Raw genomic sequence first — 14272 nt, 5'->3', positions numbered from 1 at the left:
AGCACGAATGATTCATGCAGCACCTCTGAGCGAAGACATCATCCACACTATCGTCCAGCGCATCGTTGAACGGTTTCATCCCGTGCGCATCATCCTGTTCGGCTCACGGGCCCGGGGGGAAGCCGGCCCGTGGAGCGACGTGGACCTTCTGGTGGTTCTGCCGGAGGTGGCCCACAAGCGGCGGGCCATGGTGGAGATCCTCCGAGCCCTCAGCGATCTGCCCGTGGCTACGGATGTCATTGTGAGCACTCCAGAGGAGCTGGAGCAGCGGGGTCATGTGAAGGGAGATGTGCTCCGCGCGGCGCTCCGGGAGGGCAAGGTGCTCTATGAACGCAACTGAACGGGCCGGCGAGGCGCTGCGCTGGCTTCGGTTCGCCGGGGAAGACCTGCGTGAGGCAGAGCAGCTGGCGGCCCAGACCCAGAGCATCCCTCGCCATATTTGCTGGTTCGCGCAACAGGCCGCGGAGAAGGCCCTGAAGGCCGCTCTGATCCTGGAGGATATGGAGGTGCCGTTCTGGCATAACCTGGACGCTCTCCGCAACCTCCTGCCGCCGGGTTGGTCCGTAAAGCAGGAACACCCAGACCTGGCCGAACTAACGGCGTGGGCGGTGGAGGCCCGCTACCCGGGGGACTGGCCAGAGGCCACCTGGGAGGATGCCCACCGCGCAGTGGCTCTGGCAAGGGCGGTCTACGACTGCATCGTCAGGGACTTCGAGCAACGCGGAGTGAAGATCGAGGGGGGGTGAGCCATGGCGATGACCAACCACGAGCGAGTCGGGAAGGCTTTGGACCTGCTGCGGGCAGGCCTGGGGCCGTTCGTGGAACGAGAGCTCCAGAGCCGGTATCAAGACCAAGCGAGAGCAGAGGCCCTACGGCTGGCAGGGGACGACCGGAACCTGGCGGGCAAGCCCATTCAGGGCTGGGACGTAGCGGCCTTGCTGCGGATCATGTGGGAAGGATGGAACGAAGTGTTCCGCCGGACCCTGGGCCAGACGGAGCGGAGTCTGGTTTCGGAGCTCCGGGACTGGCGGAACAAGTGGGCGCACCAGGAGGCCTTCTCCAGCGACGACGCCTACCGAATGCTGGACTCCGCCGCCCGGTTGCTTTCAGCCATCTCCGCGCCGCAGGTCGAGGAGCTGGAGCGCATGAAGATGGAGCTGCTGCGGGTGCGGTTCGACGAGCAGGTGCGGGCCGAGCGGCGCAAGGTGGGTGGGGCGCTGGTGGAGGCTGCTGCGGCAGGCGTCCTGAAGCCGTGGCGGGAGGTAGTGAGCCCGCACCCGGACGTGGCGAGCGGCCGCTACCAGCAGGCAGAGTTCGCCGCAGATCTGTGGCAGGTTTACCTGGGGGAGGCGTCCTCCGAGTACCAGGATCCCGTGGAGTTCTTCCGACGCACGTATCTCACAGAGAACCTGAAACGCCTGCTCGTGAACGCAGTCCGGCGTCTTTCTGGATCTGGAGGCGATCCGGTGGTGCAGCTCCAGACGAACTTTGGGGGCGGCAAGACACACGCCATGATCGCCCTGTATCATCTGTTCTCGGGAAAGGCCCTGGCGGAGCTCCCCGGAGTGGATGAGGTGATGACCGAAGCAGGGGTGCGCTCACTGCCCCAGGTCCGGCGGGTGGTCCTAGTGGGTAACCGCATCTCGCCCGGGAACCCCAGTCGGAAGCCCGATGGAACCGTGGTGCGCACGCTCTGGGGCGAGCTGGCCTGGCAGCTGGGGTTCGCGACAGGGGGAATTGAAGAAGCCCGCAAGGCCTACGCCCGGATCGCCGCAGACGACGAGCAGGCCACCAGTCCGGGCGATGCTCTCCGGGAGCTGTTCAACGCCTATGGCCCATGCCTCATCCTGATCGACGAGTGGGTCGCTTACGCCCGCCAGCTCCATGATGCGCCCGACCTCCCCGGCGGGACGTTCGACACCCAGTTCACCTTCGCCCAGGCCCTGACGGAGTCGGCGCGGGTCGCACGCGCCTGCCTGGTCGCGATCTCCCTCCCGGCCGCCGACGATCCTGTATCCCCACACCTTCAGGCAGAGAACATCGAGGTCGGGGGGATCCGGGGTCGCGAAGCTCTGGCCCGGCTGCGCAACGTGATCGGGCGGATGGAAGCGCCGTGGCGGCCGGCCACCCAGGAGGAGAGCTTCGAGATCGTGCGCCGCCGTCTGTTCGAGCCGATGACGGACCCCGAGCAGTTCAAGGCGCGAGACGTGGTGGCCCGGGCCTTCGCCGACCTCTACCGCACGCAGAAGGGAGAATTCCCTCCAGAGTGCAGCGAGCCGGACTACGAGCGCAGGCTGAAGGACGCCTACCCTATCCACCCCGAGGTGTTCGCGCGCCTCTACGAGGACTGGGCTGCCCTCCCCACGTTCCAGCGAACGCGGGGCGTGCTGCGCCTCATGGCCGCGGTGATCCATAGCCTGTGGGAGCGGGGCGATAGGAGCCCGCTTATCCTGCCATCCACCATCCCGATGGACGACCCCCGGGTACAGTTCGAACTCACTCGCTACCTTTCTGAAAACTGGGTGCCGGTGATCGAGAAAGACGTGGACGGGCCGAACTCGCTCCCGGCGCGCCTGGACGCTGAGGTGCCCAACCTCGGCAAATACCACGCCTGCCGTCGGGTGGCCCGCACTATTTATCTGGGCTCGGCTCCCATCCAGCGGGCCGCCCACCAGGGGATCGACGACCGACGGGTGCGGCTGGGCTGCGTAGCGCCGGGAGAGTCGCCCCAGATCTTCGGAGATGCCCTGCGAAGGCTCGCAAGGGAGGCAACCTACCTCTATCAGGATGGCCCGCGCTACTGGTACTCCACCCAGCCCAATGTAACGAGCCTTGCAGAGGGCCGGGCCGAACAGCTCAAGCGGGAGCCGGAGAAGGTGGCGCGGGAAGTGGAGCGCCGGGTGCGGGAGGAAGTCCGCAGGCCCGGAGCTTTCAGTCGCGTGCACGTCTTCCCCCAGTCCCCCCAGGACATCCCGGACGACCTGGACGCGCGGCTGGTGGTGTTGGGATTGGATTACCCGCACGCGCGAGGGGAGGACAGCCCGGCGCTACAAGAGGCGAAGCGAATCTTGGAATCACGCGGGAGCGCGCCGCGTTTGTATCGCAACACCCTGGTCTTCCTGGCCCCCGATCGGGCGCGGGTGCAGGACCTGGACGAGGCAGTCCGGCGGTACCTCGCGTGGGCTTCCATACTCAGAGACCAAGAGACCTTGGACCTGATGCCCCACGCGGTGCGGCAGGCGGAGCAGCAGATGGACGCCAGCGATACCACCGTAAGGGCCCGGCTTCCGGAGACCTTCTGCTGGTTGTTGGTGCCAGTCCAGCAGGATCCTCACGGGTCCCTGGAATGGCAGGAAATCCGCCTGCAGGGCAACAATGGACTGGTGGAGCGAGCAAGCCGGAGGCTGTTGCGCGACGAGCTGCTCATTGTCCAGCTGGCAGGGACCCGCCTGCGAATGGAGCTCGATCGAGTGCCTCTGTGGCGAGGCGACCATGTAGAAGTCCGGCAGCTCATAGAGGACTTCGCCCGGTATGTGTATCTCCCACGCCTTAGGGACCATCTGGTGCTTGTAAAGGCGGTGGAGGATGGAGTAGCACTGCCCACATGGGAACAGGACACTTTTGCCTACGCAGACAGCTATGACGAAGCCACGAGCAGGTATCGGGGCCTGCGAGCAGGGCAGCAGATCCAGCTCTCCCCAGACAACCCGAGGGGCCTGGTCGTGAAGCCCGAGGCGGCACGGCGGCAGATGGACGTTGAGGCCCGGGATCGTTCGATCAGGGAGACAGGATCGCCAGATGTCATCGTAATCCCTGGGCCGGTGAAAACCCCCACCCCAATTGAGACGCCCCCCCAACCTTCCGAGGCGGTTCTCCCGCGCCGCTTTCATGGCAATGTGGAGCTAAACCCGTTGCGGGTCGGAGCGGATGCCGGCCGGATCGCCCAGGAGGTCATCGCTCACCTTGCGGGGCTCCGTGGTGCCCAGGTTCGAGTCACCTTGGAAATCGAGGCTACCATTCCGGAGGGCATCCCGGAGGATGTGAAGCACCGCGTCACGGAGAACTGCCGGACCCTGAAATTTATGACTTACGAGTTCGAGATGGAATAGAGCGACCCGGCGGGTCGCCTCCGCCCTCCAGCGACACGGTCCCAGAGGGCCTGATCGAATCATTCGCTTCCTGGGAGACAATGCGCACCGGGAACTTGTCGGACCTGGGCTGGGATCCCTCCGCGGACATCCTGCGACCCCGGAGATAATCCGGATCCGCCGGAGAACCCCAGGGTTGGAGGCCTCCTCAATTCTCGGAGCTCCAGGGAGAATAAGACCCGCCGGGCTCCTCTTTGATCTTTCCTTGCATCCGGCCGCCCAGGACGGAAGGCCTGCAGGAGCCCGGGAAGTTCACCGGAGGAAACCGCAAGGATGACATGGTCCCGACGGATGCGCCGGGGGCTGGCCGGCGCCTCGATGGCGTTGTTCTCCCTCGCCCTGATCGGCGGGATGGCCCTGGCCGGCTGGCGGATGGGCTGGGAGCGCGGGAAAGCCGAACAGGCCCGGCGGATCCAGGCCACGGCCGACGCCGCGGTCCACCAGGCGATGGACCTCCTGGACGCCGGCCAGGAGGAACGGGCCCTGGCCTTCCTCGAAGCCGCCGCGCGGCTGCGCCCGGGCGACCCCACCGTGGAAGCGGCCCGGGCCGAGGCCCAGCGCCGCATCGCCGCCCGACCCACCCCCACCTCCCTCCCGCCGGAGATCCTCCTGGAGGACGCCTTTCAAACCGCCCGCAAGGCCTATGAGGCCGGCGACCTGCCCCGGGCCGTCGAGCTCCTCCTGCAGATCCGGAACCGGGATCCGGCGTTCCGGGCGGCGGAGGTAAGCGCCCTGTTGCGGGAGGCGGCCCTCCGGCACGGCATGCAGCTGCTCCAGGATCCCGAGGATCGCCTGGCCGAAGGCCTTTTCTACCTGGACCAGGCAGCCCGCCTGGGGCCGCTTCCGCCTGAAGCGGCCACCGCTTACCGCCTCGCCGCTTTGTATCTCGCCGCCCGGGACCACTGGGGAGTGAACTGGGCGGAGGCGATCCGGCGGCTCCGGGAGATTTATGCCCTGGCCCCGGGATACCGGGACACCGCGCGCCGGCTCTTCCAGGCCCACGTGGCCTACGGCGACCTCCTGACCGCCCAGGGGGAGAGCTGCCCGGCGGAGGCCCAGTATCAGGCCGCCCTGCGCCTGTTCGACGACCCCGCGGTGCAGGCCAAAGCTCAGGAAGCCGGGGCGCGCTGCCTGCTGGCCACCCCCACCCCCATCCCGGGGACCCTCCCCGGCGGAGGCACCCCGCTCCCGCCGCCCATCCCGGTGGGCCGCCTCGCCTACGCGCTCTACGATTCGGAGGCGGGAACCTACGTGCTCTACGTCATCGAGGCCAGCGGACGGGGGTTCCGGGTGGCGGTGGGAGCCGATCAGCCGGCCTGGCAACCGGGCGGCCGACGGCTGGCCTACCGGGTCGCCGGGGTCGGGCTGTTCATCCGGGACCTGGAGAGCGGGGAGACCGTGCAGATCGCCGGGCCCGGGGCCGCATGGCCCACCTGGGCCCCGGATGGCCAGCATCTGGCTTTCATGGACGGAGCCGGCGGGATCCGGGTCCTGAGCCTCCAGGAGCCCGGCCAGGCCCAGCGGATCGCGACCGGACGGTTCCCCGCATGGAGCGCCCAGGGGACGCTGGCGTGGACCGGCTGCGCGGCCGGCGGGTGCGGGCTGCTGCTGCTGCCGCCCGGGGCCAGCGCCCCCGTCCGCCTGAGCCAGCACCCCAACGACCTCCAGGCCGCCTGGTCCCCGGATGGCTCCGCTCTGGTTTACACCACGGACGTTCAGGGAAGCTGGGACCTGGTGATCGCCACCCCCCAGGGCTTCTTCCGGGCGCTCACTTCGGGAGGTGGGCAGGAGACCGGGCCCGCCTGGTCTCCGGACGGGGGCTGGATCGCCTATCTCTCGGACGCCGACGGCCGATGGGGCGTGTATCTGATCCCGGCCGCCGGCGGCACCCCCCGCAAGATCCTGGACCTGGGGGAGCATCTCCCCGATCCGCTGAGCCAGCGGGTGGCCTGGGGGCCATAGGGGGCGAACGAGGACCATGCCGGGTGTGTCCCAAAATCGTAGAACAACTGCTCGCAGTTGTCCTACAAGGCGGCCAGGCCCGACAAAATCGGGACACATCCATGCCGCCCCGGAGCTTGGCGATCCATCCTCTCCATGGCATACTGTTGAAGTTGACCCCATCCGTTCGCGGCGATGGGAAAGCCCCGATCCCGGGAGGCCGGGCACACGGCAGGGAGCCCACACGCTTCGAAGGCAACCCGTCAGGGAGGCTTGAGAGGAGGCGGGGATGACGCGCATGTCCATCGATGAACAGGTGGCCCTGTTGATGCAGGGGACCGAATACGGCGATGAGACGCTGCGCCGGACAATGGAGGCGGAGCTGCGGGAGCGCCTCCAGGAAGGGCGCCCCCTGCGGGTCTACCTGGGGGTGGACCCCCGGACCAGCGACCTGCACCTGGGACACACGGTGCCCCTGCGCAAGCTCCGCCAGTTCCAGGATCTCGGCCACGAGACCATCCTGGTCATCGGCACCTTCACGGCCCTGGTCGGAGATCCCTCCGGCCACCTGATGGGGCGCGCCCTGATGTCCCCCGAGGAGGTGGAGGCCAACGCCCGCACCTACGCCGAGCAGGCCTTCCGCGTGCTGGATCCGGAGAAGACCATCATCCGCTACAACGCGGAATGGCTCTCCGGCCTGACCTTCCGGGATCTCATCCACCTGGCCTCTCACTTCACGGTGCAGCAGTTCCTGGCCCGCGAGTCCTTCTCCGCGCGGCTGGACATCGGGGATCCCATCTTCCTGCACGAGCTGTTCTACCCGCTGATGCAGGGCTACGACGCGGTGGCCCTGCAGGCCGACGTGCAGATCGGCGGGACCGACCAGCTGTTCAACATCGTGGTGGCCGGGCGGAAGCTCCAGGAAGCCTTCGGCCAGCGGCCCCAGGTGGCCATCCTGCTCCCGCTGCTGCCGGGCACCGACGGGGTGCGCAAGATGTCCAAATCCCTGGGCAACCACATCCCGCTGAACACCACCCCGGAGGACATGTTCGGCAAGGTGATGAGCATCCCGGACGAGGTGATGCCTACCTACTTCAAGCTGCTCACCCGATATCCGCCGCAGCGGATCGCCGCCATCGAGCAAGGGCTGCGGGAGGGAACCCTCCATCCCCGGGACGTGAAGATGGAGCTCGCCCGGGAGATCGTCTCGATCTTCTTCGGGGAGGAGGCGGCGGAGCGGGCGGAGGCCCACTTCCGCACAGTGTTCCAGGAGCGGGCCTATCCGGAGGAGATGCCCACCTTCCTGCTCTCCCGGCCGCAGCCGCTGGTCGACCTCCTGGTCCTCACGGGGATGGCCCCCAGCCGGAGCGAGGCCCGCCGCCTGATCCGCCAGGGCGGCGTGCGCCTGGATGGGGAGACCCTCTCCGAGGTGGAGACGATCATTCAGGTGGATCGGCCGCGGGTGCTTCAGGTCGGCCGCCGGCGCTTCATGCGCCTGGTGCCGGCGGAGCCGGAGTGAACCGGACCACGCCGGGACGCCGCGTTGCTCGGATCTCCATCCACCATCGTTCGGCCGGAGCCTTCGCCATGGAAGGGAAGCGCATACAAGACAGCGAGGTGGTGCTGGCCCAGATCATGCAGCCGGAATCCGCCAACATCCTGGGCAACGTCCACGGCGGATGGATCATGAAGCTCATGGACGAGGCAGGGGCCATCGTCGCCTCCCGCCACGCCCGCCGGCCCACGGTGACGGTGGTGGTGGACTCCATCCAGTTCTGCGCCCCAGTCCACGTGGGGGACCTGGTGCACGTGCGGGCGCGCATGACCCAGGCCTGGCGGACCTCCATGGAAGTGGAGATCCAGGTGGAGGCGGAGGACCTGCTGACCGGCGAACGCCGGCTGACCGCCACCGCCTACTTCGTCTACGTGGCCCTGGACCGCGACGGCCGGCCCGCCCCGGTGCCCCCGCTCATCCTGGAGACCGAGGAGGAACGACGGAAGGCGGAGGAAGCCGACCAGCGCCGGGCGGAACGGCTGGCCCGCCGCGAGGCCCGGGAAGCCCGGTGAGGACGCCCGGATCACCCCGGGCCGGCCGGGCTCCGCAGGGCCCGGCGCAGCCGCTCCACCTGCTCCGAGTAATCCGCTGTCCCACGGAAGGCCGGATCCCCCGCCCCGGGGTTCTCCACGACGACCGGCGCCGTATGGGGCGGCTGGCCCAGGACCATGATCCGCTGGCCCATGAAGACGGCCTCCTCGATGTTGTGAGTGACCAGGATCAGGGTCAGGGCCTCTTCTTCCTTCAAACGCCAGGTCAGCTCCTGCAGGTCCTCCCGGGTGGGCGCATCCAGCGACGCGAAAGGCTCGTCCATCAACAGCAGGTCCGGCTTCAGCACCAGGGCGCGGGCGATGGCCGTCCGCTGGCGTTGCCCCCCCGAGATCTGCCCCGGGTAATAATCCCGCACGGCGGCCAGCCCCAGGCGCTCCAGCCAGGCGTTCACCGGCCCCTCGATCTCCGCCACCGGCGCGTCCGCCGGCGCGTGACGCCCGTCCGGCCCGTAGAAGCGACGGATGCGCAGGCCCAGGGCGACGTTCTCCCACACCGTGGCCCAGGGCAGGAGCCCGTAATCCTGAAGGATCAGGCCGGTGCGCGGGCGCGGCCGTCGCAAGGGCTGTCCGTCGATCCGGATTTCCCCCCGCTGGGGCCGGCGCAACCCGGCCAGCAGGTAAAGCAAGGTCGTCTTCCCGCACCCGGAGGGGCCGATGATCGCCCAGGCCTCCCCCCGCTCCACCGACCACGAGAAATCCTGGAAGAGCCACCGCCCCCCGTATCCGAACCACACCCCACGCAGCTCAACCATCGCCCATCCGCTCCATGCGTGTTCCCGACCTTGAGGAGATTCTTCCTCTTTCCGGAAGATCCCTCATCATGATAACCGCACCGTCCTTCCCGGACCCTAATCCCGGAGGTCGCCGATGGCTCGAGCCCGTTCGTTCCGGCTGGAAGGCCTGAAGGATCGGGTGGAGATCCGGTTCGATGAATGGGGGATCCCCCATATCGAGGCCCGCACGCTGGCGGATCTCTTCTTCGCCCAGGGGTTCGTCCACGGGCGGGATCGAGGATGGCAGATGCGCTTCAACCGCCTGGTGGCCCTGGGCCGTCTGAGCGAGGTCTTCGGCCCGATGGGGCTGGAGATGGATCGCTTCGCCCGGGGGGTGGGCTGGGCCGAGCACGCCCGGGCCGGCCTGGAGCGGATCCCGCCGCCGCTCCGATCGCTGCTGGAGGCCTACGCGGCCGGGGTGACCGCCGCGTTCCGGTGCGGCCCGTCCGGCATCGAGGACCGCCTGGTCCCCCTCCCGGATTTCCCCTGGACCCCGCTGCACAGCGCGGCCTGGGGGCTGGTGGTGGCCTGGTCCCTCTCATGGAACTGGGACAGCGAGCTGTGCCGGGTGGCGATGGCCCAGGCCCTGGGGGAGCGCGCAGCGGATCTGGAGCCTGAGGCGGTCTTCGGAGAGACGGCCCTCTTCCCCGAGACGATGGGGATCGAACCGATGGCCGAGAGACTGCTTTCGATGTATGGCGCCCTGGCCCGCTGGCTCGGCCACCGGGAAGGGATCGGCAGCAACAACTGGGTGGTGGCCGGCTCCCGCACCGCCACCGGACAGCCGTTGCTGGCCAACGATCCCCATCTTCCTCTCTCCCTGCCCAACTTGTGGTATGAGCAGCATCTGGTCTGCGAGCCGGAGGGGTTCGCCGTCGCCGGCGTGACCGTCCCGGGCCTGCCCGGCGTCGTGCTGGGGCACAACGCGGCCATCGCCTGGGGGGCCACGGCGGTCCTCGCCGACACCCAGGACTGGTTCATCGAGCGCTTCGATCCGGAGAACCCGCTGCGGTATGAGACCCCCGAGGGATGGGCGGAGGCGGAGGTGCGGGAGATCGAGATCCGGGTGCGCGGCGCGCGCGCTCCGGAGCGCTTCCGCATGCGAGTCACCCGTCACGGGCCGGTGCTCACCGATCTCCTCCCGGAGTATGAGCCGGAGGGGATCCCCTGGCCCCGGGTCGGCCTGGCCCTGGCCTGGGCGGGGGCCCAGGCGGAGACGTGGTGGGAGGCGATCCTCCGGCTGAACCGGGCCTCCGGTTGGGAGGAGTTCCGGGAGGCCCTGCGCCGCTGGCCGGCCCCGGTTCTCAACTTCGTCTACGCGGATCGGGAAGGGCACATCGGCTATCAGATGGCCGGCCGCATCCCCATCCGGCGTCAGGGCCACGGCCTGGTTCCGGTCCCGGGCTGGAGCGGGGAGTTCGACTGGGTAGGGGAGATCCCTTTTGAAGCGCTTCCCTTCGCCTTCGATCCTCCTGAGGGGCAGGTGGTCACCGCCAACCATCGCATCGTGGGCCCGCGCTATCCCTACTTCATCAGCGCCGAATGGATGCCGGATCACCGGGCGCGGCGGATCCGGGAGCGGCTGGAATCCACGCCGGCCCTCACGGCGGCGGATTGCCTGACCATCCAGACGGATGTGGTCTCCCTGGGGGCCCTGGAGTGGAAGCCCTGGCTGGCGCAGGTGGAGCCGGGGGATGCGGACGAGGCGTGGCTGCTGGCCCAGGTCAAGGCATGGGACGGGCGGATGGATGCCGGAGCGGTGGCGCCGACGGTGGTGGCAGCCGTCGAATGGCGGCTGCTTCGCCGCCTCCTGGAGCCCCGGCTCCGCTCGGCATGGCGCCGGTATCTGGGGGAGTCCCTCAACGTCTTCCTGCCGGGCCACTCGTTCTATCGCACCGCCCCCCATGCCCTGCGGGCCCTCCTCCGCCGCGGGGATCCCTTCTGGCTGGGGGAGCGCCCGGCCGTCGAATGGGTGGCGGAGGCCTTCCGCGAGGCGGTCCGCTGGCTCCGGAAGCGGCTGGGGCAGGACCCCACCCGCTGGACGTGGGGGCGGATCCACCGGGTGACGCTCCGCCACGTCCTGGGCCAGGCGCCGGCGCTGGCGCCCTTGTTCAATCGGGGGCCCTTCCCCCTCGGCGGGGATGGGGATACTCCCCTGCAGGCCGGCTTCCAGGGCAATCAGCTCGGCGGCCCCCTGGGGGCGCTGCCCTCCTGGCGCTTCGTCGCCGATCTGAGCGACTGGGACCGCTGTCTGGCGGTGCTCCCGGGCGGGCAAGGGGGATCCCCGACCTCGCGGCATTACTTCGATCAGTTCCCCCTCTGGCATGCAGGCCGGGCCCGGCCGATGCCCTGGAGCCCGGAGGCCGTGCGGGCCCACACCCGGCGGATCTGGACCCTGGAGCCGGTCGCCCCGACGCCGTCGGATCGTCTGTCGGGCTCTCCCTCTGGGCTATAATGAGAGAAGACTTCTCGGCGAGGCCCGCGGGCTCGCTCGCGCAGGCCTGAACCCCATGGGCGGAGGCTCGGAAAGAGGAGTCGGAACGGGGGATGATCCACGCGGGCGCTTCGAGCTCCCCGGAAGCGGTGGAGCGAGCGCGGACGGAACGGCCGGAGATGGTTCGAGCGCGCCGGCGAACCGCTTCGGAACGCTTCCATAGGATTAGGAGTTACGCAGTTGGATGTGCCCTTATCCTTGCGCGGCGGACAGGGCTATCCTCATGATGGAGGCGGCAACGATGCCGACGGTCTGCCTGCGGTTCCGATTCGAGGAGCATCCCAGGATCCGCGCCCTGATGGAGGCCTGCGCCGACATCCAGCGGCAGACCGTCGACTACGCCCTGGAAAACGGCAAAACCGCCACCTTCACCCTCATCCAGGCCCTCTACCCCTCCCTGCGCGCGCAGCATCCGGATCTCCACTCCAACCTCATCTACGGAGCGATCCGATCCGGCGCCCGGATCGTCCACGGCTTCCGGAACCAGCAGCGGAAGGGGAAGACCCGGGCGGACCGGCCGGAGATCCGGCGCCCCTCGATCTATCTGGTCCGGCAGACGGTGAAGATCGAATGGGACGGCGAGACCCTGACCGTCACGATCCCGGTCTCCCCCCGGGATCCGGAGCCCATCGTCCTCACCTTTCGCCCTCACCACAAGTATCGCCGGCTGCTGGATGAGTGGAAAGCAGGGCGGGCGCGGATGGGGGAGCCGACGCTCACGGCCCACTCCCTCTCCATCCCCCTCAAGTTCCCCGACCCCATCCCCTATAAGCCGGAGGGGGTGATCGGGATCGACAGCAATGAAGGGAACCTCACGGCCTTTGTGACCTCCACCGGCGAGATCCGGGAGATCGACACGGGGTATGTGGGGAAGGTCAACCGGGACCATCTGCGGCGCGAGATCAGAGGGACGAGAGGGAAGCACAACCCGAAGGCCAAAAAGAAGATCGCCTCCAAGCATCGAAGGATTCGCCGGGAGAAGACGGAGAACTTCTGGCATCATCTGGCCCTGGCGCTGATGGCGTGGGCCATCGGGATGAAGGCGGCTCTGGTGCTGGAGGACCTTCGGGGGATGAAGGAGCGGATCGGGGAGGGGAAGTCCAGGAGGATGCGGCAGCGTCTGCTCAACTTCTGGAGCATTATGACTTTCCACCGAATACTGGTTCACAAGGCGAGGTTTTATGGGGTTCCGGTGATTGGGGTGGATCCGCGGAACACGTCCCGGGCGTGTCCGGTATGCGGCAGGGTGGGTGAAAGGCTAAGGGGACACGCCCTGGCGTGCCCTTGCGGGGTGAGGATGAGCCGTCACGAGGCGGCGGCGGTGAACATCGCCCGCAGGGGGGTGGAATTCCTCGAGGGCTTGGGCCTTCGAGGCAGGGGTCGGTGGGCGACCCCGGTGGCCGGTCCTCTGGCCTCGGGCTAAAACCTAAGGCCACGACCGGAATACGCAGAAAACGGCGTAAGTCCTAAGGATCTGAAAGGAGAAGCAGGCGGTCTCCGATCTGCGGAAGGGGTGGGGGACAGGGCGCGTCGAACCATGATCGAGGCCTCCGCTCTGATCACGGCGAACCCGGAGGAGTTGGAACGCGTGGCCGGTCTGCGGGCGATTCGGATCGCGTAAGGGAGGCTCGACCGCTGGCGTCCATTCGATCCCTCAACCGTCATCCTGTGGGGCGGACGAGGGAAGCCATGACAGGGCCGGCATCCCGGGGGAGGTCTTCGGCGGCGTTGTCGATGATCGTCCTGGATGGCAGCTACGGCGAGGGCGGCGGGCAGATCCTGCGCTCGGCGCTGGCCCTCTCGGCGATCACCGGGCGGCCGGTGCGGGTGGAGAACATCCGGGCCCGACGCCCCAATCCCGGCCTTCAGGCGCAGCACCTCAGCGCGGTGAAGGCCGCCGCTGCGCTCTGCCGCGCCCAGGTCCAGGGCGCCGCCTTAGGCTCCACTGCCCTCACCTTCATCCCCCAATCGCCGCCCGCCCCGGGGGCTTACACCGTTGACGTGGGAGCGGCGCGGGCCGGCGGGAGCGCCGGCTCGGTCACCCTGATCCTGCAGGCCATCCTGCTCCCCCTGGCCTACGCCTCTGGATCCTCCCGGGTCACCCTGCGGGGAGGAACCCATGTGCCGTGGAGCCCGCCCTTCCATTACGTGCGCGACGTGCTGCTGCCGACCCTGAGCCGCATGGGCCTGCACGCCGAAGTCCATCTGGAGCGCTGGGGCTGGTATCCCGCAGGGGGTGGCGAGATCCATCTTTACGTTCACGGCCCGCTGGAGGGAGAGGGGCTCTATCGCCTGAAGCCGCTGACCCTGACTGAGCGGGGGCCGCTGCGCCGGCTGTGGGGATGGGCGGCGGTCTCCAATCTGCCCCTGGAGATCGCCAAGCGGATGGCCGGGCGGGCCAACCGCCTGCTGCGGGAGGCCGGCCTTCCGGATGAGGTGGAGGCGATCCTGGCGGAGAGCCCGGGGCCGGGGGCCGGGATCTTCCTGATCGCGGAATATGCGAACATCCGGGCGGGGGCCTCCGCCTACGGCAAGAAGGGCCTCCCGGCCGAGCGGGTGGCCGAGGAAGCGGTGTCCGGCTTCCTCGCCTTCCATCGCTCCGGCGCGGCGGTGGATCCGCATCTGGCCGATCAGCTGATCCTGCCGCTCGCCCTCTCGCCCGGGGCCTCCCGGTTCACCACTTCCTGCATCACCGCCCATCTGCTGACCAGTATCTGGGTGGCCTGCCACTTCGTCGGGGACCGTTTTGAAGTCATCGGGGAAGAGGGCGGCCCCGGCGAGGTGCGTGTCCGCCCGGTGGAGGGATGAGG

Annotated in this window: 10 protein-coding genes; 9 read left to right on the top strand and 1 reads right to left on the bottom strand. The window is 68.6% G+C overall.

Annotated elements, in window-relative coordinates:
* Positions 1–7: 7 nt before the first annotated feature.
* From KNN16_RS12990 to KNN16_RS12965, 6 genes are all read left to right on the top strand, one after another.
* Positions 8–340 carry a nucleotidyltransferase domain-containing protein gene (locus tag KNN16_RS12990; RefSeq protein WP_303897424.1) on the top strand — a complete coding sequence of 111 codons (333 nt, stop codon included), beginning with the start codon at positions 8–10 and terminating at the stop codon, positions 338–340.
* A complete protein-coding gene (locus KNN16_RS12985; protein ID WP_303897423.1) occupies positions 327–746 on the top strand; it encodes a HEPN domain-containing protein in 420 nt (139 codons plus the stop codon). The genes KNN16_RS12990 and KNN16_RS12985 overlap by 14 nt, the downstream gene beginning before the upstream one ends.
* A gap of 3 nt (positions 747–749) precedes the next feature.
* The gene (locus KNN16_RS12980; RefSeq protein WP_303897422.1) at positions 750–4109 is read left to right on the top strand and encodes a Swt1 family HEPN domain-containing protein; all 3360 of its coding nucleotides are present in this window, start codon (positions 750–752) and stop codon (positions 4107–4109) included.
* A 312-nt stretch (positions 4110–4421) separates the two neighbouring features.
* Positions 4422–6110, top strand: coding sequence for a hypothetical protein (locus tag KNN16_RS12975; RefSeq protein WP_303897421.1), 1689 nt, complete (start codon positions 4422–4424; stop codon positions 6108–6110).
* Between the two features lie 277 nt (positions 6111–6387).
* Positions 6388–7608: a tyrosine--tRNA ligase gene (tyrS, locus tag KNN16_RS12970; RefSeq protein ID WP_366972759.1), complete on the top strand. Its 1221-nt coding sequence runs from the start codon at positions 6388–6390 to the stop codon at positions 7606–7608.
* A 68-nt stretch (positions 7609–7676) separates the two neighbouring features.
* Positions 7677–8156, top strand: a complete 480-nt coding sequence (locus tag KNN16_RS12965; protein WP_303897420.1) for an acyl-CoA thioesterase — start codon at positions 7677–7679, stop codon at positions 8154–8156.
* Positions 8157–8167: 11 nt separating this feature from the next.
* Here KNN16_RS12965 and KNN16_RS12960 read toward each other — a convergent pair whose 3' ends face one another.
* Positions 8168–8947: an ABC transporter ATP-binding protein gene (locus KNN16_RS12960; protein WP_299287109.1), complete on the bottom strand. Its 780-nt coding sequence runs from the start codon at positions 8945–8947 to the stop codon at positions 8168–8170.
* Positions 8948–9062: 115 nt separating this feature from the next.
* Between KNN16_RS12960 and KNN16_RS12955 the strand changes: the two genes are divergently transcribed.
* The 3 genes from KNN16_RS12955 to rtcA all read left to right on the top strand — a co-directional run bounded on the left by KNN16_RS12955 (position 9063) and on the right by rtcA (position 14270).
* Entirely contained in the window at positions 9063–11423 is a 2361-nt protein-coding gene (locus tag KNN16_RS12955) for a penicillin acylase family protein (protein WP_303897419.1), read from the top strand.
* A gap of 280 nt (positions 11424–11703) precedes the next feature.
* Positions 11704–12885, top strand: a complete 1182-nt coding sequence (locus KNN16_RS12950; protein WP_303897417.1) for a transposase — start codon at positions 11704–11706, stop codon at positions 12883–12885.
* Positions 12886–13196: 311 nt separating this feature from the next.
* Positions 13197–14270, top strand: a complete 1074-nt coding sequence (gene rtcA / locus KNN16_RS12945) for an RNA 3'-terminal phosphate cyclase (protein ID WP_299287103.1) — start codon at positions 13197–13199, stop codon at positions 14268–14270.
* The last annotated feature ends 2 nt before the right edge of the window (positions 14271–14272 follow it).

The sequence above is a fragment of the Thermoflexus hugenholtzii genome, from assembly GCF_018771565.1.
Classification (GTDB): domain Bacteria; phylum Chloroflexota; class Anaerolineae; order Thermoflexales; family Thermoflexaceae; genus Thermoflexus; species Thermoflexus hugenholtzii_A.
The sequence above is the reverse complement of the archived record's forward strand: the minus strand, read 5'-3'. Positions and strand labels throughout refer to the sequence as shown.